The sequence below is a fragment of the Actinomadura sp. NPDC048021 genome (assembly GCF_040653135.1).
Classification (GTDB): Bacteria; Actinomycetota; Actinomycetes; order Streptosporangiales; family Streptosporangiaceae; genus Spirillospora; species Spirillospora verrucosospora.
The window spans coordinates 74,818-96,795 of sequence record NZ_JBEZJQ010000007.1; the positions used below are offsets into that span (position 1 = coordinate 74,818).

A 21,978-nucleotide genomic window follows, 5' to 3' on the forward strand; every position below is an offset into this window, starting at 1 on the left:
TATTTAAACGGGCCCGTGTCCGAGGCTGAACCGTTCCAGGGACCACGGCGTCGCGCGGACCGCTCGGTAGCCTCGGAACATGCCGACCCATGAGCGCGAGATCACCGAGCCCGTCGACCTGTGCACGCCGGACGGGCGGCTCGATCCGCGGGCGGTCGGCTGGACGCGGCGCCCGCTGCACCGCGCGAACCTGCGCGGGTGGGGGCGGGCCAAGCGCTGGGAGTACTGGGGCCTCGTCACGCCCCGGCACATCGTCGGGCTGGTCGCCTCGTCGCTCGACTACGCCGCGGTCCACGGCGTGTACGTGCTGGACCGCGGGACGGGCGAGGAGATCTCCCGGGACGGGGTGGTCCCCCTCGCGCGCGGCGCGGTGTTCCCCGACCGCAGCGGCTCCGGGGAGGCGTCGGTGCGCGGGGCGGGCTTCGCGGTCGGCGTCCGGCAGGACCCGTCCGGCTCGCGGCTGCGGGCGCTGGTCCCCGGGGTGGTGGACCTGGACGTCCGGGTCCCGCTGCCGGACGGCCACGAGTCGCTCGGCGTGGTGGTCCCCTGGAGCGACCGGCGCTTCCAGTACACGGTCAAGGACGTCGGGCGCCCCGTGCACGGGCGGCTGCGGCTCCCGTCCGGCGACCACGAGATCGGGGACGGCGCGTTCGCCGTCCTCGACCACGGGCGCGGCAAGTGGCCGTACCGCATGACGTGGAACTGGGCGGCGGCGAGCGGCCCCGGCCTGGCCCTGCAGCTCGGCGGCACATGGACCGACGGCACCGGCATGACGGAGAACGCGCTGTTCATCGGCGGCCGGCTGCACAAGATCGGCGACGAGCTCGACTGGTCCTACGACCGCGGCGACCGGCTGCGCCCCTGGACGATCCGCGGGCCCCGCGTCGAGGCCGAGTTCCGGCCCTTCCACGAGAAGGTCGCGCGGACGGAGCTCGGCGTCGTCGGCAGCGAGACCCACCAGTGCTTCGGCCACTTCAGCGGCCGCGCCCAGGCCGACGACGGCACCTGGCTCGACTTCGACGGCCTCACCGGCTGGGCGGAGGAGGCCCGCCAGCGGTGGTGAGCCGCGCCGCGTCCCCCCCCGCCGCGACCATGTCCGGAATTTGCGGATCGTGTCGTAGACGAACACGTTGGCCACTCGCGTCCTTTTCGAGATCAAGCGCTGATGTGATGCGAAGAGATCGGCCGTTCGGGGGGTGTCAGAAAGAGTCACGCTGAAAGGGGACCCTGTGAGACTCACCGCCATCGCGCTGCTCGCATCCGCTCTCGTCTTAGGAGGGACGGCTCCGGCCGCGGCCCAGCACCGGGCACCGGACTCGTCCGCCGTCGTCCGCACCGACCTGGGGTTGGTGCGAGGCCAGGTGCGGCAGGACCACCGCCTGTTCCAGGGCATCCCGTTCGCCGCGCCGCCGACGGGGGACCGGCGCTTCAGGCCGCCGCAGCCGGCGCGGCCGTGGCAGGGCGTGCGCGACGCCACCTCCCCGCGCGGCCAGTGCGCTCAGCTTCCCGCGCCTTACGGGGGTGAGACGAGCTACGAGGAAGACTGCCTCTATCTGAACGTCACCACGCCGGACCGTGCGCAACGCAAGCACGGACTGCCCATCATGGTGTGGGTGCACGGCGGCGGCAACACGACCGGTACCGCGAGCATCTACGACGCCGCCAAACTGGCCGTGGAGGGCGGCGTCGTGGTCGTCACGATCAACTACCGCCTCGGCGCGTTCGGCTGGCTCGCGCACCCCGGCCTGGAGTCCGGCGCCGACCGGCGCTACCAGACGGGCAACTACGGCCTGCTCGACCAGCAGGCGGCCCTGCGCTGGGTCCAGCGCAACGCCGAGGCCTTCGGCGGGAACCCCGGAAACGTCACGCTGTTCGGCGAGTCCGCGGGTTCGTGGAACGCCTGCGCCAACCTCGCCTCTCCCGCCGCCGCGGGCCTGTTCCACAAGGTCATCGCGCAGAGCTACTCCTGTACCGCGCCCGCCCGTACGGAGTCCTCGGCCGAGGCCGAAGGGGTGACGATCGCCAAGGCCATGGGGTGCGACAAGGGCTCGGACGCGGCCGACGCCGCGTGCCTGCGCGCGACGCCCGTCAAGACGGTGCTGGAGACCTTCGAGGCCAAGGCCACGGACGCGGGTCCTGTGGGGGGCGGCGACCGCGTTCTGCCGCTCCAGCCCGAGCAGGCGATCGAACGGGGCCGCTTCAACCGGGTCCCCGTGATGCACGGCAACACGCTGGACGAGATGCGCCTGTTCGTCTCCCTCTCCTATCCGGACCCCATCACTGCTGCTCAGTACGAGGACATCGTCCGCTCCGCCTACGGCGCCGACGCCGGCAAGGTACTGGCCCGCTACCCGGCGGGGGCCTATCCGGAGCCCAGGATCGCGCTGGCGACGCTCCAGACGGACTCCAACGAAGTGCTCTCGGCGTGCGTGCACCAGAACGCGTTCCGCCTGCTCGACCGCGCGGGCGTCCCGGTGTACGCGTACCAGTTCGCCGACCGGGGCGCTCCGCCGCTGCTCGACGTCCCCGGCTTCGAGGAGGGCGCCGAGCACGCCAGCGAGCTGACGTTCCTGTTCCCGGGGCTGATCGGCACGCTGACCCCGGCGCAGCAGCGGCTCTCCGACGCCATGGTGGGCTACTGGACGTCCTTCGCCCGCGACGGCAGGCCGCAGGCCCGTCAGGCGCCGCACTGGCCGCGCTTCCGCTCGTCGGGCGACGTCCTGTCCCTGGCGCCTGACGCCGTTCACCGCACCGACACCGCCACGACCGCGAACTGCTCTTTCTGGAACTCTCTCTGACCCGGCGCGCGGCCGCCCTCGGCCGCCCGGGCACGAACGACCTCGGCCACCCGCCGTGGATCCTCTGGCTCAGGTAGAGCCCGCACCCCCTGAGGACGGGTGCGGCCGGTGGAACCCCCTCCGGCCGCACCCGTCCTGCTCGTCGTGCCCGGGGCCGCCTGGCCGGGGACAAGTAGCTTGATGTCGAGATAAAATGAAGATAGCTTGACGTCGAGAGAAAACCGGCGGAAGTTAGGCGGCCCTGATTCCCGGTCAGGAGTCCGACTAAGGCAGGATCAAGGGAGACGAAGCTCCCGTCCCGCCGCGCGCCGTCCCGCGTCGGCCTCGGGGACGGGCCTTACTGAAGATCAACCCAGCGCCGCGCGCTCATGTCCCGGACCGGACGCGCGGTGGCGACGGAGGAGGAGTCCGTGTCCGCGAACAGCTTCGGCAGTCTCGACAAGCTGCAGGTCGGCGACAGGTCGTACGACATCTACCGGCTGGACGCCGTCGAGGGCTCGGCCCGTCTCCCGTACAGCCTCAAGGTGCTGCTGGAGAACCTGCTGCGCACCGAGGACGGCGCCAACGTCACCGCCGACCACATCCGCGCGCTCGCCCAGTGGGACGCGAAGGCCAAGCCGAGCAAGGAGATCCAGTTCACCCCCGCCCGGGTGATCATGCAGGACTTCACCGGCGTGCCGTGCGTGGTCGACCTGGCCACGATGCGCGAGGCGGTGCGCGACCTCGGCGGCGACCCGACCAGGATCAACCCGCTGGCGCCGGCCGAGATGGTGATCGACCACTCGGTGATCGTCGACTACTTCGGCTCGCCGGACGCCTTCGAGCGCAACGTGCAGCGCGAGTACGAGCGCAACAAGGAGCGCTACCAGTTCCTGCGCTGGGGGCAGACGGCGTTCGACGAGTTCAAGGTCGTCCCGCCCGGCACCGGCATCGTCCACCAGGTGAACATCGAGCACCTGGCCCGCGTGGTGTTCGACCGGGGCGGGGTCGCCTACCCCGACACCTGCGTCGGCACCGACTCGCACACGACGATGGAGAACGGCATCGGCGTGCTCGGCTGGGGCGTCGGCGGCATCGAGGCGGAGGCCGCGATGCTCGGCCAGCCGATCTCCATGCTCATCCCGCGCGTCGTCGGCTTCAAGCTGACCGGCGAGATGCCCGCCGGGACGACCGCCACCGACCTGGTGCTCACCATCACCGAGATGCTGCGCGAGCACGGCGTCGTCGGCAAGTTCGTCGAGTTCTACGGCGAGGGCGTGCAGGCGCTGCCGCTGGCGAACCGCGCCACGATCGGCAACATGAGCCCCGAGTTCGGCTCCACCTGCGCGATCTTCCCGATCGACGACGAGACGCTGAAGTACCTGCGCCTCACCGGCCGCGACGAGGAGCAGATCGCGCTCGTCGAGGCCTACGCCAAGGGGCAGGGCCTGTGGCTCGACCCGTCGGTGGAGCCGGAGTTCTCCGAGTACATGGAGCTGGACCTCGCGACGGTCGTCCCGTCGCTGGCCGGCCCGAAGCGCCCGCAGGACCGCATCTCCCTGTCCGAGGCCAAGCAGACCTGGCGGCGGGACGTGCTGAACTACGCCGAGAGCATCCAGGGCCCGGCCGACGAGGCCTCCAGCGAGTCGTTCCCGGCCTCGGACTCCCCGGCGATCAGCGGCGACACCGACGGCGACAAGCCGCGGCAGCACGGCTCCAACGGGTCCGAGCGCCCGCACAACCCCGTCCCGGTCACCCTGGACGACGGGACGTCCTTCGAGCTCGACCACGGGCACGTCGCCGTCGCGGCCATCACCTCCTGCACCAACACCTCCAACCCGTACGTGATGATCGGGGCGGCGCTGCTGGCGAAGAACGCGGTGGACAAGGGCCTGACCCGCAAGCCGTGGGTGAAGACCTCCCTCGCGCCCGGGTCCCAGGTCGTCACCGACTACCTGGAGCGCGCCGGCCTCACCCCGTACCTCGACAAGATCGGCTTCAACCTGGTCGGGTACGGCTGCACCACCTGCATCGGCAACACCGGCCCGCTGCAGCCGGAGATCTCCAAGGCGGTCAACGACAACGACCTCGCGGTCACCGCGGTCCTGTCGGGCAACCGCAACTTCGAGGGCCGCATCAGCCCCGACGTGAAGATGAACTACCTGGCCTCGCCGCCGCTGGTCATCGCCTACGCGCTCGCCGGGACGATGGACATCGACATCCTGAACGACCCGATCGCCGAGGGCGACGACGGCCCGGTCCGCCTGGCCGACATCTGGCCCGCGCCGGAGGAGGTCGCCGCGATCGTCGAGTCGTCCATCGGGCAGGAGATGTTCACCGAGAGCTACGCCGACGTCTTCAAGGGCGACGACCGCTGGCGGAACCTCGACATCCCGACCGGCGACCTGTTCGAGTGGGACGCGGCGTCGACCTACGTCCGCAAGGCGCCGTACTTCGACGGCATGGGCGCCGAGCCGGAGCCGGTCGCCGACATCCACGGCGCCCGCGTCCTGGCCAAGCTCGGCGACTCGGTCACCACCGACCACATCTCCCCGGCCGGGTCCATCAAGGCCGGCACGCCCGCCGCGCGGTACCTGGAGGACAACGGCGTCGCGGTCAAGGACTTCAACTCCTACGGCTCGCGCCGCGGCAACCACGAGGTCATGATCCGCGGGACGTTCGCCAACATCCGGCTGCGCAACCAGCTCCTGGACGGCGTCGAGGGCGGCTACACCCGCGACTTCACCCAGGAGGACGCGCCGCAGGCGTTCATCTACGACGCCGCGCAGAACTACGCGGCGCAGGGCACCCCGCTCGTGGTCGTCGCGGGCAAGGAGTACGGCTCCGGCTCGTCGCGCGACTGGGCGGCCAAGGGCACCGCGCTGCTCGGCGTCCGCGCCGTCATCGCCCAGTCCTACGAGCGCATCCACCGCTCGAACCTGATCGGCCTCGGCGTCCTGCCGCTGCAGTTCAGGGACGGGGAGTCGGCCGAGTCCCTCGGCCTCACCGGCACCGAGACGTTCGACATCACCGGCGTCACCGCGCTCAACGAGGGCGGGATCCCGGAGGAGGTCACCGTCAGGGCCGACGGCAAGGAGTTCGCCGCGGTCGTCCGCATCGACACCCCCGGCGAGGCCGACTACTACCGCAACGGTGGCATCCTCCAGTACGTCCTGCGGAACCTGCTCCGCAAGTAGTCCGCACCCCGAAACGGGCCGCCTCCCCACCGGGGGGCGGCCCGTTCCGTACGGTCGGCAGGATCGCCTGCGCCACGTCCTCGGGACGCCCGACGCGCTCGCCCGCGCGCTCGCCGCCCAGGTCGCGGCTAGCGCGGCCGGCACGGGGTAGTGGTCCCTGGAACCCCTTCCGCGATCGACGACAAGGAAGCCATGCACAAGATCGGTGAACTGGACGTCTTCCCGCTCTGCCTGGGCGGGAACGTCTTCGGCTGGACGGCGGACCGGGAGCGCTCGTTCGAGATCCTGGACGCCTACGCGGCGGCCGGCGGCGACTTCCTCGACACCGCCGACTCCTACTCGGCGTGGGTGGAGGGCAACCGCGGCGGCGAGTCCGAATCGATCATCGGGGAGTGGGCCGAGTCGCGCGGCAACCGCGACGACCTCGTGATCGCGACCAAGGGGGGCAGGCACCCCGAGCACCAGGGCCTGTCCGCGGCGACGATGAGGGCGGCCGTGGACGACTCGCTGCGGCGGCTGCGCACCGACCGCATCGACCTGTACTTCACCCACTTCGACGACCCGTCGGTGCCCGTCGAGGAGCCCATGACGACGCTGGACGGCCTGGTCGCCGCCGGCAAGATCCGGCAGATCGGGGTGTCGAACATCGAGCTGGACCGGCTCCAGGCCTCCCTGGAGTTCGCCGAACGCGAGGGGACGGCCCGCTACGTCGCCATCCAGCCCGAGTACAACCTCGTCTCCCGCGGCTCCTACGAGGGACCGCGCCGCGACCTGGCCGAGAAGTACGGGCTCGCCGCCGTCCCGTACTACGGGCTGGCGTCCGGCTTCCTCACCGGGAAGTACCGCCCCGGGTCCACGGTGGACAGCGCGCGCGCCGGAGGCGCGGCGCGGCACCTGGAGACCGAGCGCGGGCGCGCCGTCCTGGCGGCGCTGGACATCGTCGCCGAGGAGCAGGGCGTCCCGGTCGCGACGGTCGCCCTCGCCTGGCTCGCCGCCCAGCCGACCGTCGCCGCGCCCATCGCGAGCGCCCGCACCCTGGAGCAGCTCCCGCCGCTCGTGGAGGCCGCCCGCACGACGCTCACCGCCGACCAGCTCGACCGCCTGACCGCCGCGTCCGCCTGACCGCGGTGTCCGCCTGACCGCGGTGTCCGCCTGACCGCGGTGTCTTCTCAGAACTCCGTCAGAACCTGCGGATCGAATCGGACGGTGATCGTGGTGTCCGCCTCCACCTTCGCCTCGACAACGTTTCCCGCGCTCACCGTCTGGACGCGGCGGTAGGTGGCGGCCGCGGCGTCCAGAGCGAAGATCTGGACGCTGGGACTGGGGACGAACTCGGCAAGCCAGTACTGAGGGATGCCGAGGGCCGCGTACTCCTTGAGCTTGCGCACGCGATCGGTGCGTTCGCTGCCGCTGCCGGGGGACACGACCTCGACGGCGAGCAGGACCTCGATGCCGGGAATCACGATCGGGTTGCGGTCAACGATCGAGGCGCGGGCCACGCTCTTCGGTACCACGAACACGTCGGGCTTGCGGATACCCGCCGGCGTGCTGATCTCCCAATCGCCTCCACCGGCGATGAAGACCGAGGCCTTCGCGTCCGCCGCCGCCTCCTGGAGGGCGTCCTGCATCTGCCTGGCGGCCCAATTGTGAGGTGCGCTCGGGGACAACTCGATCAGCCACCCGTCTTCGAGTTCCAGGCCGCGGCCTTCGTCCTCTCGGGCGTGCAGGTCCTCCGCCGTGTACGGGCCAAACCCGCCATGATCGTGCGCGACGCTCACGTTTCCGCTCCCGCTGGTGGCATACCGAATCCATGCAGGGACAACGGTACCCCGCCCGACTGTCGTGACCTAGAGTAGTCGTTCCTTTGCATTCTGTTGGCAGTTTCAGGGGTGGCGTGTGGTGTCTTCGGCGGTCCGTAACCTGATCTGATGCGCCCCACCAAGGCCGACCTGGAGGCCGCCCGCGACCGCGTCATCCCCGACGTCCTGCCCGAGGCCCCCGGGACGCTCCGTGTCCTGTTCTGCGGCATCAACCCGGGCCTGTACTCGGGGGCGACCGGCCGCCACTTCGCCCGTCCCGGCAACCGCTTCTGGCCCGCGCTGCACCTGTCCGGCTTCACCGACCGGCGGCTGCACCCGTCCGAGCAGGACCTCCTGCCCGGCTACGGCCTCGGCATCACCAACCTGGCGCCGCGCACCACCGCCCGCGCCGACGAGCTGACCGAGTCGGAGCTCCGCGAGGGCGGGCGCCGCCTAGCCGCCCTCGTCGAACGCCACCGCCCGGCCTACCTGGCCGTCGCGGGCGTCACCGCCTACCGCACCGCCTTCGCCCGCCCCCGGACGCGGATCGGCCCGCAGGACGAGGACTTCGGCCCCGCGCGCCTGTGGGTCCTGCCCAACCCGAGCGGCCTCAACGCGAGCTGGCCCCTCGACGGCATCGCCGCCGAGTTCGCCCGCCTCCGCGAAGCCGCCGAAGCCCTCAGAGCCTCCTGAGGATCCTTCTTCCGCTCAGGTGGCGTTGTGCAGGGCGGCGCTCGCGAACATCGTCTCGACCTCTTTGAGGAGGCTGGGGGTGGGCTGCCACAGGTCCGTGCGGCCCAGGGCGACGATGGGGCGGGGGAGGGCCCGGATGCCGGACAGGAGCCAGTGGTGGGAGGCCGAGTCGGCCCAGGGGCCGCAGTCGCAGGAGGCGCCGCGGACGGCGGCGGAGCAGACGTCGTCGAGTTCGGCGACCGCGATGACGGCGCCGATCGTGGCGAGCGGGTCGCGCGGGTCCCAGCCGGCCGCCTGGACCAGCGGGGAGTCGCACGCCTTCAGGTCGACGCGCATCGAGGCGTGGATGAGGAGCGGACCGCGGTAGGCGGTCGGGAAGCTCTGGTTCGCCACGCTCTTGCCACCACGCGCGATCGCGAACGCCCAGGGCTGCTGAACACTCATCGCCTGCACGCGGTCACCTCCGTTGTCCGCCCGGTCCGTTCGCCCCCGGGATCGCCGGGACGCCCGGCGACGGACGCCGGGTGTCGTACGACGATGCCCGAGAGGCTAGGCGCATCCCGCAGGAATTGCCAACGCACAAGGCGAAAGGGTCCTTGTCCGTCATGGGCCTTTTAACCCATGAGGTGGTTGATCACCCATGTGACGCTTGAGGTCGATATGCGGTTGACGCGCCGGTGGAATTCTCAGCCCTTCAACGCGCCCGCCATGAGGCCGCGCATGAAGAACCGTCCGAGGAGCAGGTAGACCAGGAGGGTCGGCAGGGACGCGAGGAGCGCCTCGGCCATCTGCTGGTTGTACTGGACGGCCACGGCCCCCGAGCCGGCCGTGTTGTTCAGCATCACCGTGACCGGCCAGCTGTCGGGGGCGCCGAGGAACACCGCGAACAGGAAGTCGTTCCACATCGAGGTGAACTGCCAGATCAGCGTCACCGCGAACGCCGGCGCCGACACGGGCAGGACGACCGACCAGTAGGTGCGGAGCATCCCGGCGCCGTCGACGCGGGCCGCCTCGACCAGCTCGTCCGGGATCGTCACGTAGTAGTTCCGGAAGATCAGCGTGCAGATCGGGATGCCGTACACGACGTGCGCGAGGACGAGGCCGCGGATCGTGCCCACCAGTTCCATGTCGGTGAGCAGGCCCGCCAGCGGGATCATCACCGCCTGGTACGGGATGAACATGCCGAACAGGAACAGCGTGAAGACGACGTCCGCGCCCGGGAACCGCCATTTGGACAGCACGTAGCCGTTCAGCGAGCCGAGCACCGCCGAGATCAGCGACCCCGAGACGGCGATCTTGACGCTGTTCGCCAGGCCGGGCTTCAGCGCCTCCCACGCCGAGCTCCAGCCGGACGTGCTCCACTGGCCCGGCAGGTTCCACGCACTGCTCGGGTCCGCCTCGTCCAGCGGCTTGAAGCTCGTGACCACCAGCACGTACACGGGGATCAGGAAGAGCAGGACGAACGCCAGCAGGACGGCCAGCTTGACGGCCCGCCAGGCGCCGGACGACCTCCCCGGCTCCGCCGCCGCGCCGCGCCGCCCGCCCGCCGCCCGGCGCCGCGCCGGCGCCGGGGACGCCTCCACGCCCGTCATCGCGTCCGCTCCGTCCGCACCGACCAGACCAGATAGGGGATCACCAGCACGGCCACCGCGAGCAGCAGGTAGGTGGCGATCGTGGCGCCGTTCGCCGGGTCGTGCCGGTCGAAGATCTCGACATAGGCGGCCACGGCCGGCACATAGGTGATGATCTGCTTGCCCGCGATCGCCATGATCAGGTCGAACACCTTCAGCGAGATGTGCCCGAGGATGATCAGTGCGGACAGCGTCACCGGACGGAGCTGCGGGAACACCACGTACCGGTACACCTTCCACTCGGACGCGCCGTCCACCCGCGCCGCCTCCCGCAGCTCGCCGGGGACGCCGCGGAAGCCGGCGAGGTACAGCGCCATGACGTACCCGGACATCTGCCAGATCGCGGGCAGTGCCATGGCCGCCATGCCCCAGTCCGGGTCCTGCCACCAACTGTTCGCCAGCGCGCCGAGGTGCAGCTTGCCGAACAGCTGGTTCAGGCCGACCGCGCGCTCCGGCGGCGCCGGGTTCATCAGCCAGCGCCACACGACGCCGCTGGCGATGAACGACACCGCCATGGGGAACAGGTAGACGACGCGGAAGGACGCCTCGCCCCTGATGCCCTTGTCCATCAGGAACGCCAGGAACGCGCCGAGCACCAGGGCGCCGACGACGAAGACCGCCGTGAACAGCAGCGCGTGCTTCACCGCGCCGGGCCAGCTGGGCTGGTCCCACAGGTCGACGAAGTTCCTTCCCTTGTCGAACCCGTACTCGGTGACCTCGTCGTGCTTGCCGCTCACCGCGACCCGCGTGTTCCAGAAGATGAGCCCGTAGACGAACAGGCCGATCGCGACGATGGACGGCGAGACCAGCAGCAGCCCGGGCAGCCACCTGCGGCTACGGGCCCACCTGGAGCCGGAGGGCCTCACTGGCCGCTGTTCTTGGCCGCGCTCACCAGCCCCTGCTGCAGCTTGGCGACGTCCTTGTTCTGCAGGAAGAGGCCCACCGCCGTGTCGATGTCGGTGTGCTGCTTCTTACTGGCGTTGACGCCGTGCCAGAACGAGCCCGCCAGCTTGATGCCGGGCTTGTTCCACTGCTCGAACGCGTACTGGAGGTAGCCCTTGTAGAGGCTCTTGTCGGCGTCCTTGCGGGCGGGGACGGATCCCTTCTTCGGGTTGAACAGGTCCTGCCCCTCCTTGCTGGACACCTCCTTCAGCCACGCGAGGGCGCCGCCGCGGTGAGGCGCGTTCTTGGGCAGGGTGAAGCTGTCCGACAGCCACAGGTAGGTGCCGTCGGTGCCGGGGGAGGGCACGTACTTGAAGTCGGTGTCGAGCTTCTTGCCGAGCCCGTTGGGGGCGCTCCCGGTGAAGTACCCGTACGCCCAGTCGCCCATGATGTTGAACGCGGCCTTGCCGTCGACGACGGCCTTCGCGGCGCCCTGCCAGTCCGTGGACGCGGCCTCCAGCGTCGTGTACTTCATGATCTCGGCGTAGTCGGTGAGCGCCTTGGTGACGGCCGGGCTGCCCCAGTCGGCGCCCGGCTTCCACAGCGCGTTGTAGGCGTCGGTGCCGAGGTCGCCCAGCAGGACGTTCTCCAGCAGGTGGTCGGCCGTCCACTGCGCGCCGAGCGACAGCGGGACCTTTTTGGTCTTGTCCTTGACGGCCTTCAGCGCGGTGATGAAGTCGGCGATCGTCGCGGGCGGCCCCGAGATCCCGGCGTCCTTGAGGATGCCCGGGTTGTACCAGAGCATGTTCGACCGGTGGATGTTCACCGGCACCGAGTAGATCTTCCCCTGGTAGCTGATCTGGTCGAGGAGCTGCTGCGGATAGACCGACTTCAGGTTGTTCTCGTCGTAGAAGGAGTCGAGCGGCTCGATCTGCCCGGCCTTGATGTAGTCGAGCAGCTCGGCGCCCGCGTGGCCCTGGAAGGAGTCCGGCGGCTTGCGGTTCTGCAGCCGGCTCGCCAGCACGGCCTGGGCCTGGGTGCCGGATCCGCCGGCGATGGCCGCGTTGACGAACTTGGTTCCGGCGTTCTTCTTCTCGAAGTCGGCCTGCATCGCGGCGAGCCCGTCCGCTTCGCCCGGACCGGTCCACCAGGAGAAGACCTCGACCTGGGATGTGTCGTTGGAGCCCTTGTCGTCGCTGCCGCCGCAGGCCGACACGGCGACGGCGGCCGTCATGGTCAACGCCGCGACCGCCGTCCAGCGGCGCCGGGGAGCACGTACTCGCATCGTCCGTCCCTTCGGTTGCACCGAGAAACAAGCGTCTGCTTGGACGGACGGACGGTCAACACCGGACGCCGAATAGTGATCTTTCGGTGATGCGCGCCACACCGGCCCGGCCCGCGCCCCGGCGGGCGCGGCCGGGGGCGCGGCCGCCCGCGGCTACCAGCCGAGGGCGGGCGGCAGGCCGGCGCGGCCCGCGTCCGGCCAGTCGAGCGGCGTGCCGAGCGGCGCCAGTTCGGCCAGCTGGAGCCGGTACCAGGGAGAGGACTCGGGCTTTCCGGTCAGCTCCAGGCACTGCTCCCACGTCCACCACTCGGCCCGCTCCACCTCCTCGGGATTCGGGTGGACGGCCTCGCCCGCGGGGACGACGGCGCGCACGACCGGGCAGCGCTCGTGCTCGACCGTCCCGTCGTCGGCCACGGCCCGGTACTGGAACCGCGGCAGGACCGGGGTCAGCGTCGCGTCCTGGATGTCCAGCTCGTCCTGCAATCGCCGGAGCACGGCGTCGCGCAGCTTCTCGCCGGGGCCCGGATGGCCGCAGCAGCTGCCCGTCCAGACGCCGGGGAAGGTGCGCTTTCCGAGGGCGCGCTGAGTGATCAGCACACGACCCTCCGTGTCCGTGACATAGCAGGAGAAGGCCAGGTGGTACGGCGTGTCTCTATGGTGGCTGGCGCTCTTGGGTGCGGTTCCGACGGCCTCGTCGTCCGCGTTGAGCAGCACAATCTCTTCGACGCCCATGCTCTTTTCCTACCTCATCCCTCGCACCGGGGTCAGTCTTTTCACACCCCCCGGGCGGGTGGTCTGCGGCGCGTCGCGGGCGAACCGGGATTAAACTCGGAACGGCCCGAGCCAGGGGAGACCGAATCCCCGACGGAGGAGTTGAAACGAGTGAGCTTGCTGGAGTCGATCACGGGTCCCGACGACCTCAAGCGACTGGACGCCGCTCAGCTGTCTCGGCTCGCGGAGGAGATCCGCGAGTTCCTCGTCCAGGCGGTCTCCAAGACCGGGGGGCACCTGGGGCCCAACCTGGGCGCGGTCGAGCTGACGATCGCGCTGCACCGCGTCTTCGACTCGCCGCACGACAAGATTCTCTTCGACACGGGCCACCAGGCCTACGTGCACAAGATTCTCACCGGCCGGCACGACTTCGAGCTGCTGCGCCAGCGCGGCGGCCTGTCGGGCTACCCGAGCCGCGCCGAGTCCGAGCACGACATCATCGAGAACTCGCACGCCTCGACGGCCCTGTCCTACGCCGACGGGTTCGCCAAGGCGTTCCAGCTGCGCGGCGAGGACGACCGCGCCGTCGTCGCGGTCGTCGGTGACGGCGCGCTGACCGGCGGCATGTGCTGGGAGGCGCTGAACAACATCGCCGCCGGCGTCGACCGCCCCGTCATCGTCGTCGTCAACGACAACGGCCGCTCGTACTCGCCGACCATCGGCGGCCTCGCCTCGCACCTGGCCGACCTGCGCGTCACCCAGGGCTACGAGAACGCGCTCGACCTGATCAAGAAGACGGTGCCGCGGGCGCCCGTGGTCGGCAACGTCGCCTACGAGGCGCTGCACGGCATCAAGAAGGGCCTCAAGGACGTCCTCCAGCCGCAGGCCATGTTCGAGGACCTCGGCATGAAGTACGTCGGCCCGATCGACGGCCACGACGAGGACGCCGTCGAGCGGGCGCTGCGCCGCGCCCGCGGGTTCGGCCGCCCGGTGATCGTGCACTGCATCACCACCAAGGGCCGCGGCTACGCCCCCGCCGAGAACGACACCGAGGACTGCATGCACGGCGGCGGCGCGTTCGACCCCGCCACCGGCAAGTTCGTCACCGGCAAGGGCGGCCCCGACTGGACGAAGGTCTTCGGCGAGGAGATGGTGGCGATCGGGCGCGAGCGCCGCGACGTCGTCGGCATCACCGCCGCGATGCTCTACCCGGTCGGGCTCGCGCCGTTCGCCGAGGCCTTCCCCGACCGCATCTTCGACGTGGGCATCGCCGAGCAGCACGCGGTCACCTCCGCCACCGGCCTCGCGATGGGCGGGCTGCACCCGGTCGTGGCGCTGTACGCCACGTTCCTCAACCGCGCCTTCGACCAGGTCCTGATGGACGCGGCGCTGCACCGCCAGCCCGTCACCTTCGCCCTGGACCGCTCCGGCGTGACCGGCAGCGACGGCGCCAGCCACAACGGCATGTGGGACCTGTCGATCCTGCAGCTCGTCCCGGGCCTGCGCATCGCCGTCCCGCGCGACGGCGCCCGGCTCCGCGAGCTGCTGCGCGAGTGCGTGGCGGTCTCCGACGGCCCGACCGCGATCCGCTACCCCAAGGGCCCGGCCGCCGCCGACGTCGAGGCGGTCGGCAAGGCCGGCGGCATGGACGTGCTGGCCCGCCACGACGGCTCCAACGGCGCCCGCGTCCTCATGGTCGCGGCCGGTTCGATGGCGACACCGGCGGTCGAGGCGGCGGAGCTGATCGCCGCGCAGGGCATCGGCGTCACCGTCGTCGACCCCCGGTGGGTCAAGCCGCTCGACCCGGCGCTGCTCGACCTCGCCCGCGAGCACACGCTCGTCGCCGTCGCCGAGGACAACGGCCGCACCGGCGCCGTCGGCGACGCGGTGGCCCGGCTGCTGCGCGACGCCGGCGTCGACGCGCCCCTGCGCACCTTCGGCATCCCGCAGGAGTTCCTCGACCACGCGTCCCGGGGCCAGATCCTCGCCGACATCGGCCTCACGCCGCAGGCGCTGGCGCGCGACGTGACCGAGTCGGTGGCCCGCCTCACCGCCGAGGCCGACGAGCCCGCCACCTCCGACGAGCGCTCCTAGCCGCCCTCGGCGGACAGCAGCCGCCACGCGTGGGTGATGGACGCGCCGGACGTGCCGAGGTCGCGTCCGAAGTACGTCCATCGCCCGCGCAGGCACCAGGGGCGCCCCGCGCCGTCCTGGACGTAGACCTGGAGCGGGAAGCACGCGTCGTGCGCGCGGATGACCCCCGCCGGGTCGACCGAGGGCGCCAGCCGGGGCATGCCCTCGCAGCGCACGCCCATGACGGACGTGCGCGGATCCTGGCGCAGGAGACCTCGCGTCAGGTCGTACACGAGTACGGAGACGTAGTCGGGTCCTAGCCACCTGAGGTCGGGGACCGTCTCGGGTGGGGGGAACCCGTGCAGTTCAGGACCGCCGGTCACACGCGCACCGTAGCGTCCGGGTCACCTTTGCGTCACTAGTTTCCCGGCGGGGACTTCGGAAGGATCACGCGGAACCCCGGCAGGCGGACCGCATCGCCTCCCAGCGGGCGAGCTTGACGCGCTCCCCGCGGTCGAGGCTGCGGGCGAGGGCGACCTCGGCGGCGTCCAGGTTGAGCCAGTCGTCGTAGGTGACGACGGGCAGCCCGCGCGACTCCAGCAGCTCCTCGATGGTGCGCTCGGGCGCCGTCCCGGCGTCCGCGAGGTCTTCCAGCAGGTTGCGGACGGTCTCGGCGGCGTCGGACTTGTTGGTCCCGACGACGCCGGACGGCCCGCGCTTGATCCAGCCGGCGACGTACTCGCGGGGCACGAAGGCGCCGTCCGGGCCGACGATGCGGCCGCCCTCGTTCGGGACGACGAAGGAGCGCTCGTCGAACGGGACGCCCTCCAGCGGGACGCTCTGGTAGCCGACGGAGCGCAGCACCATGCCGACCGGAAGCGTCTCGAACTCGCCGGTGCCGGTGACGCGGCCCGACTCGTCCAGCCGGGTCTTCTCCAGCTTGAGGCCCTCGACGCGGTCGGTGCCGAGGATCTCGACGGGGGCGCGCCAGAACCGCACGTCGATGTGGCGGGCGCGGCCGGGGGCGGGCTCGTCCGTCCAGGCGCTCAGCGCCTTGATGTTGCCGCGGACGTGCCGGTCGCTCTCGGCCAGTTCCACGCTCGCCGGGTCGAGCTCCATGTCCCGCGGGCTGACGTGGATGCTCGCGTTGGGCAGCTCGCCCAGCTCGCGAGCCTCCTTCGTGGTGAACTTCGCCTGCGCCGGCCCGCGCCGCCCGATCATGTGGACGCGCCGGACCCGGCTGCGCGACAGCGCCTCGATCACCTGCTCGGGGACGTCGGTGGCGCGCAGTTCGGCGGCCGTCTTGGCCAGGATCCGCACGACGTCCACGGCGACGTTCCCGACCCCGACCACCGCGACCTCCTCGACCGACAGGTCGAACGCGTGGTCGGCGGCGTCGGGGTGCCCGCAGTACCAGTTGACGAAGTCGGTGGCGGCGATGCTGCCGGGCAGGTCCTCGCCGGGGATCCGCATGTGCCGGTCGACCATCGCGCCGGTGGAGTAGACGACGGCGTCGTAGCATCCGAGCAGGTCGTCGCGGGTGACGTCGCGGCCCAGCTCGACGCACCCGAAGAACCGGACGGCCGGGTTCTCCAGCACCCGCTGCAGGTACCGGGCGATCGACTTGATCGAGGTGTGGTCGGGCGCGACGCCGTAGCGCACCAGCCCGTACGGCGTCGGGAGCCGGTCGAAGACGTCCACCCGCACGTCGTCGCCGGCCTGCTTCACCAGGGCCTCGGCGGCGTAGATCCCCGCCGGCCCCGACCCGATCACCGCGACGCGCGCTGGAGGTGCCATGCGCGCCATTGTGCACACCCGTCGGTCGAAAGGACACCGTGACTCCCGTCACGGCGGGGCGGTGTCAGGACTTGGAGGGAATCTGCTCCGCCCGACGGCCCACCCTGCTGTTGCGGTACCCGTAGGCGGCGTAGACGACACCGCCCACGACCATCCAGGCGAGGAACCGCAGCCAGGTCTCCACCGGCAGGTTGATCATCACGAACAGGCAGGCCAGCACCGACAGGATCGGGATCACCGGCACCCAGGGCGTGCGGAACGCGCGGGGCAGGTCGGGGCGGGTGCGGCGCAGGATCATCACGGCGATCGAGACGACGAGGAACGCGAACAGCGTGCCGATGTTGACCAGTTCGGCCAGCTCGGCGAGCGGGATGAACCCGGCGAGCACCGCGACGATCACGCCCATGATGATGGTCGCGCGGTAGGGGGTGCCGAAGCGCGGGTGGACGGCCGAGAGCCAGGGCGGCAGCAGGCCGTCGCGGCCCATCGCGAAGAAGATGCGGCTCTGCCCGAGGAGCAGGATGAGAACGACGGTGGTGAGCCCGACGACCGCGCCGATGCTGATGATCGTGGCGAAGACGGGATGGCCGACGGCCTTGAACGCGTCCGCGAGCGGCGCGGCGACGCTCAGCTCCGTGTACTTCTGCATGCCGACGACGACGCTCGCCACGGCCGCGTACAGGACGGCGGTGATGATGAGGGAGCCGATGAGCCCGATCGGCAGGTCCCGCTGCGGGCGCCGCGCCTCCTCGGCCGCGGTCGCGACGATGTCGAAGCCGATGTAGGCGAAGAACACGATGGCGACGGCCGAGAAGATGCCGAGCCAGCCGTAGCTGACCGGCGCGTGGCCGGTCATGACCTGGATCAGCGGCGCCTTGAGGCCCTCCACGCTCGGCGTCGGCTGGGACGGCGGGATGAAGGGGTGGTAGTTGGCGCCCTTGACGAAGAACAGCCCGGCGAAGATCACCAGGAGCACGATGGCCACCTTGACCGAGACGACCACCGCGTTCACCCGCGAGGAGATCTTGACGCCGAGGACGAGCAGCGCGGTCACCACCAGCACGAGGCAGATGGCCGGGATGTTCACCGTCCCGCCCTCGCCCGGCGGGGCCGCGAGCGCCGTCGGGATCGTGACCCCCGCGTCGTCCAGCAGCGAGGCGAAGTATCCCGACCAGCCGACCGACACCACGGCCGCGCCGAGGGCCATCTCCAGGATGAGGTCCCAGCCGATGATCCAGGCGGGGAACTCGCCGATCGTGGCGTAGGAGAACGTGTAGGCCGAGCCGGCGACCGGGACGGTGGAGGCGAACTCGGCGTAGCAGAGCGCCGCGAGGCCGCACACGACGGCCGCGAGGATGAACGACAGCGCGACCGCCGGACCGGCCTTGTCCTTGGCGACCTCGCCGGTGAGCACGAAGATGCCGGTTCCGATGATCACGCCGATCCCGAAGACCGTCAGGTCGAACGCCGACAGGTCACGGCGGAGCCGGTGCTCGGGCTCCTCGGTGTCCCTGATCGACTGCTCGACCGACTTCGTGCGCAGCACGTTCAATTTCGGCGCCCCCCTCGTGTCCGGTGCACGGCATACGACCGTCAGCCGTATGCCCATTTGTGCGCGGGTTATGATCCGCCGAAACACGCGCATGTCCGTGACAAGGGGAAACGCCGGAAAAGAGGCGTTCCAAAGGCGGTTCGGAACGCCCCTTCTTCCGGGATGGGGCCCGTGGTCGAGGAGGGCCGGGGTCAGGAGGGCAGGGAGGCGACCCCCGGCTCCAGGAAGCGGCCGCCCGCGGCGCGCTCGGCGACGCCGGACCTGTCCAGGTACGGGGTGATGCCGCCGAGATGGAACGGCCAGCCGGCGCCGAGGATCATGCACAGGTCGATGTCCTGCGGCGCCGCGACGACGCCCTCGTCCAGCATGATCCGGATCTCGTCGGCGAGGGCCGCGAGCGCCCGGTCGAGGACCTGCTCCTCGGTGGAGGGGCTCGACCCGCCGGAGAAGATCTCCACGACCTCGGGGTCGAGGGTGAGGTCGGGCAGGTACACGCCGCTCTTGCCCGCCGCGACCATCGCCGCCAGGTTGTCCGACAGCGGGAACCGGTCCGGGAACGCCGCGTGCAGCGTCTCGTTGACGTGCAGCGCGATCGCCGGGCCGACCAGGCCCATCAGCACGAACGGCGGCATCGGCAGGCCGAGCGGGGCGGCGGCGCGCTCGGCGACCTCGATCGGCGTGCCCTCGTCCACCGTCCTGACGATCTCGGCGAGCAGCCGCAGCAGGACGCGGTTGACGACGAAGGCCGGGGCGTCCTTGACCAGGACGCAGGACTTCTTCAGCGCCTTGCCCGCGGCGAACGCGGTGGCGAGGGCCGCGTCGTCGGTCCGCTCGCCCCGGACGATCTCCAGCAGCGGCAGCACCGCGACCGGGTTGAAGAAGTGGAACCCGACCACCCGCTCGGGGTGGGCGAGCCCGGAGGCCATCTCGGTGACCGACAGCGAGGAGGTGTTGGTCGCGAGAACGCACTCGGCGGAGACGTACTCCTCGACCTCGGCGAACACCTTCTGCTTGACCGACATCTCCTCGAAGACGGCCTCGATGACGAAGTCGGCGTCGGCGAACGCGTCCTTGGTGAGCGAGCCGGTGATGAGCCCCTTGAGGTGGTTGGCCTTGTCGGGGGACAGCCGCCCCTTGCCGAGCAGCTTGTCGATCTCGCCGTGCGCGTAGCCGACGCCCTTGTCCAGGCGCTCCTGGTCGAGGTCGGTCAGCACGACCGGCACCTCCAGGCGCCGCGCGAACAGCAGGGCGAGCTGCGAGGCCATCAGCCCGGCGCCGACGACGCCGACCTTGGTGACCTTGCGGGCGAGCTCCCTGTCCGGCGCCCCGGCGGGCCGCTTCGCGCGCTTCTGGGTGAGGTCGAACGCGTAGAGCCCGGCGCGCAGCTCGTCGCTCATGATGAGGTCGGCCAGGGCCTCGTCCTCGGCGGCGAAGCCCTCGTCGCGGGTGCGGTCCTTGGCCGCGGCGACCAGGTCCAGCGCCCGGGTGAAGGACGGCGCCGCGCCGTGGAGCCTGCCCTCCACGTTCCAGCGGGCCATGGCGACGGCGTCGTCCCACGCCTTGCCCTTGTCGACCTCCGGGCGGCCCACGGTGATCTCGCCCTTGAGCACCCGGGCCGTCCAGGCGAGGGACTCCTCCAGGAAGTCGGCCGAGTCGAAGATCGCGTCGGCGATGCCGAGCTCGTGGGCCTGCGCGCCCTTGAGCATCCGGTTCTGGGCCAGGGGGTTGTCGATGACGACCTTGAGCGCCTTCTCGGCGCCGATCAGGTTCGGCAGCAGGTAGGTGCCGCCCCAGCCGGGGACGAGGCCGAGGAACGCCTCGGGCAGCGCGAACGCCGGGACGCCGCGCGAGATCGTCCGGTAGGTGCAGTGCAGGCCGATCTCGACTCCGCCGCCCATCGCCGCGCCGTTGTAGTAGGCGAAGGACGGGACGCCCAGCTCGCCGAGGCGGCGGAACACGTCGTGCCCGAGCCTGCCGATGGCGGCGGCGTCCTCGCGCCGCCGGATCATCGGGACGCCCTTGAGGTCGGCGCCCACCGCGAAGACGAACGGCTTGCCGATGACGCCGACGGCCGCGATGTCGTCGCGCCCGGCGACCTCGTCCAGCGCGGCGTTCAGCTCGGCGAGGCCGCCGGGGCCGAACGTGTTGGGCTTGGTGTGGTCGAAGCCGTTGTCGAGCGTGATCAGCGCGAGCGTGCCCGCGCCGTAGGGCAGCGTCACGTCGCGTACGCGCGCGTGCGTGACGACCTCGTCCTTGAAGATGTCGGGGTTCACTTGGCGCCCTCCCAGTTCGCGTTCTCCCAGAGGACGGTTCCGCCCATGCCCATGCCGACGCACATCGTGGTCAGCCCGAACCGGACGTCCGTGCGCTCCTCGAAAAGACGGGACAGCTGGTTCATCAGCCGCACGCCGGACGAGGCGAGGGGGTGGCCGAGGGCGATCGCGCCGCCCCACGGGTTCACCCGCGCGTCGTCGTCGGCGATCTTGAAGTGCTCCAGGAACGCGAGCACCTGCACGGCGAAGGCCTCGTTGATCTCGATGAGGCCGATGTCGTCCATGGTCAGCGCGTTGCGGGCGAGGAGCTTCTCGGTCGCGGGGACCGGCCCGACGCCCATCACCTCCGGCTCGACGCCCGCGAAGGCGAAGTCGACGAGCCGCATCCGCGGCGCGAGGCCGAGCTCGCGCGCGACGTCCTCGGCCGCGAGCAGGCAGGCGGTGGCGCCGTCGTTGAGGCCGGCGGCGTTGCCCGCCGTGACGTTGCCGTGCACGCGGAACGGCGTCTTCAGCGAGGCCAGGCTCTCCATCGTCGTGCCGGGCCGCGGCGGCTCGTCCTCGGTGGCCAGGCCCCAGCCCAGCTCGGCGGAGCGGACCGCGGTCGGCACCAGGTCGGGCTGGATCCTCCCGGCCGCGTAGGCCTCGGCGACCTTCCGCTGGCTGCGCACGGCGTAGGCGTCGGCGCGCTCCTTGGTGATGCCGGGGAACCGGTCGTGCAGGTTCTCCGCGGTCGACCCCATGACCAGGGCGGACGGGTCGACCAGCTTGTCGGCGAGGAACCGCGGATTCGGGTCCACGCCCTCGCCCATCGGGTGCCGGCCCATGTGCTCGACACCGCCCGCGATGGCGACGTCGTAGGAGCCGAACGCGATCCCGGCGCCGGTGGTGGTCACGGCGGTCATGGCCCCCGCGCACATCCGGTCGACGGCGAAGCCGGGGACGCTCTTCGGCAGCCCGGCCAGCACGGCGGCGGACCGCCCGATGGTCAGGCCCTGGTCCCCGGTCTGGGTGGTGGCGGCGACGGCGACCTCGTCCACCCGCTCGGGCGGGAGGGACGGGTTGCGGCGCATCAGCTCGCGGATCGCGCGGACGACCATGTCGTCGGCGCGGGTCTGCGCGTAGAGGCCCTTGGGGCCGGCCTTGCCGAACGGCGTGCGGACGCCGTCGACGAACACGACGTCGCGTGCGGTGCGAGGCACGGGTCGTCCTCCCTGCGATGGACTCGGGTGAAGGTGTCGAGCCTCGCGCCGCCCCTGCCGGCGGCACGAGGACCCGCGTCAGCGATGCTACTTGCTGGTAACCCTTAAT

Annotated in this window: 17 protein-coding genes; 6 read left to right on the forward strand and 11 right to left on the reverse strand. The window is 71.1% G+C overall.

Annotated elements, in window-relative coordinates; translation table 11 throughout:
• Nucleotides 1-79 precede the first annotated feature (79 nt).
• The 4 genes from AB0C87_RS13635 to AB0C87_RS13650 all read left to right on the forward strand — a co-directional run bounded on the left by AB0C87_RS13635 (nt 80) and on the right by AB0C87_RS13650 (nt 7,096).
• Nucleotides 80-1,063, forward strand: coding sequence for a DUF2804 family protein (locus tag AB0C87_RS13635; protein ID WP_353832620.1), 984 nt, complete (start codon nt 80-82; stop codon nt 1,061-1,063).
• A 166-nt stretch (nt 1,064-1,229) separates the two neighbouring features.
• Nucleotides 1,230-2,798, forward strand: coding sequence for a carboxylesterase family protein (locus AB0C87_RS13640; protein WP_360577650.1), 1,569 nt, complete (start codon nt 1,230-1,232; stop codon nt 2,796-2,798).
• A 410-nt stretch (nt 2,799-3,208) separates the two neighbouring features.
• Complete coding sequence (locus tag AB0C87_RS13645) at nt 3,209-5,974, forward strand: aconitate hydratase (protein ID WP_360577652.1); 2,766 nt, start codon at nt 3,209-3,211, stop codon at nt 5,972-5,974.
• A gap of 192 nt (nt 5,975-6,166) precedes the next feature.
• Complete coding sequence (locus AB0C87_RS13650; RefSeq protein ID WP_360577654.1) at nt 6,167-7,096, forward strand: aldo/keto reductase; 930 nt, start codon at nt 6,167-6,169, stop codon at nt 7,094-7,096.
• Between the two features lie 47 nt (nt 7,097-7,143).
• Here the strand turns inward: AB0C87_RS13650 and AB0C87_RS13655 are convergent, their stop codons facing one another.
• A complete protein-coding gene (locus AB0C87_RS13655; RefSeq protein WP_360577656.1) occupies nt 7,144-7,752 on the reverse strand; it encodes a Uma2 family endonuclease in 609 nt (202 codons plus the stop codon).
• A 150-nt stretch (nt 7,753-7,902) separates the two neighbouring features.
• On the opposite strand from AB0C87_RS13655, the gene mug reads away from it, so the two are divergent.
• Nucleotides 7,903-8,466 carry a G/U mismatch-specific DNA glycosylase gene (mug, locus tag AB0C87_RS13660; RefSeq protein WP_360577657.1) on the forward strand — a complete coding sequence of 188 codons (564 nt, stop codon included), beginning with the start codon at nt 7,903-7,905 and terminating at the stop codon, nt 8,464-8,466.
• A 15-nt stretch (nt 8,467-8,481) separates the two neighbouring features.
• On the opposite strand, the gene AB0C87_RS13665 is transcribed toward mug, so the two are convergent.
• From AB0C87_RS13665 to idi, 5 genes are all read right to left on the reverse strand, one after another.
• The gene (locus tag AB0C87_RS13665) at nt 8,482-8,910 is read right to left on the reverse strand and encodes a hypothetical protein (RefSeq protein ID WP_345177430.1); all 429 of its coding nucleotides are present in this window, start codon (nt 8,908-8,910) and stop codon (nt 8,482-8,484) included.
• 242 nt (nt 8,911-9,152) lie between these two features.
• Entirely contained in the window at nt 9,153-10,058 is a 906-nt protein-coding gene (locus AB0C87_RS13670) for an ABC transporter permease subunit (protein WP_353832612.1), read from the reverse strand.
• Complete coding sequence (locus AB0C87_RS13675) at nt 10,055-10,963, reverse strand: sugar ABC transporter permease (protein WP_345177427.1); 909 nt, start codon at nt 10,961-10,963, stop codon at nt 10,055-10,057. Before AB0C87_RS13675 ends, AB0C87_RS13670 begins: the two co-directional genes overlap by 4 nt.
• On the reverse strand, nt 10,960-12,264 hold the full coding sequence (locus AB0C87_RS13680) for an ABC transporter substrate-binding protein (protein WP_360577659.1): 1,305 nt from the start codon (nt 12,262-12,264) through the stop codon (nt 10,960-10,962). The genes AB0C87_RS13675 and AB0C87_RS13680 overlap by 4 nt, the downstream gene beginning before the upstream one ends.
• 153 nt (nt 12,265-12,417) lie before the next feature.
• Nucleotides 12,418-12,996 carry an isopentenyl-diphosphate Delta-isomerase gene (gene idi / locus AB0C87_RS13685; protein ID WP_345177421.1) on the reverse strand — a complete coding sequence of 193 codons (579 nt, stop codon included), beginning with the start codon at nt 12,994-12,996 and terminating at the stop codon, nt 12,418-12,420.
• 150 nt (nt 12,997-13,146) lie between these two features.
• Here idi and dxs point away from each other — a divergent pair, with 150 nt between their 5' ends.
• On the forward strand, nt 13,147-15,069 hold the full coding sequence (gene dxs / locus AB0C87_RS13690; protein ID WP_345177418.1) for a 1-deoxy-D-xylulose-5-phosphate synthase: 1,923 nt from the start codon (nt 13,147-13,149) through the stop codon (nt 15,067-15,069).
• Here the strand turns inward: dxs and AB0C87_RS13695 are convergent.
• The 5 genes from AB0C87_RS13695 to AB0C87_RS13715 all read right to left on the reverse strand — a co-directional run bounded on the left by AB0C87_RS13695 (nt 15,066) and on the right by AB0C87_RS13715 (nt 21,869).
• Nucleotides 15,066-15,431, reverse strand: coding sequence for a hypothetical protein (locus tag AB0C87_RS13695; protein WP_345177417.1), 366 nt, complete (start codon nt 15,429-15,431; stop codon nt 15,066-15,068). The genes dxs and AB0C87_RS13695 overlap by 4 nt on opposite strands.
• A 64-nt stretch (nt 15,432-15,495) precedes the next feature.
• Nucleotides 15,496-16,845, reverse strand: coding sequence for an FAD-dependent oxidoreductase (locus tag AB0C87_RS13700; RefSeq protein ID WP_360577661.1), 1,350 nt, complete (start codon nt 16,843-16,845; stop codon nt 15,496-15,498).
• Nucleotides 16,846-16,909: 64 nt separating this feature from the next.
• The gene (locus AB0C87_RS13705; RefSeq protein ID WP_360577663.1) at nt 16,910-18,397 is read right to left on the reverse strand and encodes an amino acid permease; all 1,488 of its coding nucleotides are present in this window, start codon (nt 18,395-18,397) and stop codon (nt 16,910-16,912) included.
• Between the two features lie 191 nt (nt 18,398-18,588).
• Complete coding sequence (locus AB0C87_RS13710; protein ID WP_360577665.1) at nt 18,589-20,670, reverse strand: 3-hydroxyacyl-CoA dehydrogenase NAD-binding domain-containing protein; 2,082 nt, start codon at nt 20,668-20,670, stop codon at nt 18,589-18,591.
• A complete protein-coding gene (locus AB0C87_RS13715; RefSeq protein ID WP_360577667.1) occupies nt 20,667-21,869 on the reverse strand; it encodes a thiolase family protein in 1,203 nt (400 codons plus the stop codon). The genes AB0C87_RS13710 and AB0C87_RS13715 overlap by 4 nt, the downstream gene beginning before the upstream one ends.
• Nucleotides 21,870-21,978: the final 109 nt, after the last annotated feature.

Excerpts from the sequence above, each read along its gene's own strand:
- AB0C87_RS13635 (WP_353832620.1), top strand. The coding sequence starts at position 80 with ATGCCGACCCATGAGCGCGAGATCACCGAGCCCGTCGACCTGTGCACG.
- AB0C87_RS13650 (WP_360577654.1), top strand. The coding sequence starts at position 6,167 with ATGCACAAGATCGGTGAACTGGACGTCTTCCCGCTCTGCCTGGGCGGG.
- mug (WP_360577657.1), top strand. The coding sequence starts at position 7,903 with ATGCGCCCCACCAAGGCCGACCTGGAGGCCGCCCGCGACCGCGTCATC.
- AB0C87_RS13665 (WP_345177430.1), bottom strand. The coding sequence starts at position 8,910 with ATGAGTGTTCAGCAGCCCTGGGCGTTCGCGATCGCGCGTGGTGGCAAG.
- AB0C87_RS13670 (WP_353832612.1), bottom strand. The coding sequence starts at position 10,058 with ATGACGGGCGTGGAGGCGTCCCCGGCGCCGGCGCGGCGCCGGGCGGCG.
- AB0C87_RS13680 (WP_360577659.1), bottom strand. The coding sequence starts at position 12,264 with ATGCGAGTACGTGCTCCCCGGCGCCGCTGGACGGCGGTCGCGGCGTTG.
- idi (WP_345177421.1), bottom strand. The coding sequence starts at position 12,996 with ATGGGCGTCGAAGAGATTGTGCTGCTCAACGCGGACGACGAGGCCGTC.
- AB0C87_RS13700 (WP_360577661.1), bottom strand. The coding sequence starts at position 16,845 with ATGGCACCTCCAGCGCGCGTCGCGGTGATCGGGTCGGGGCCGGCGGGG.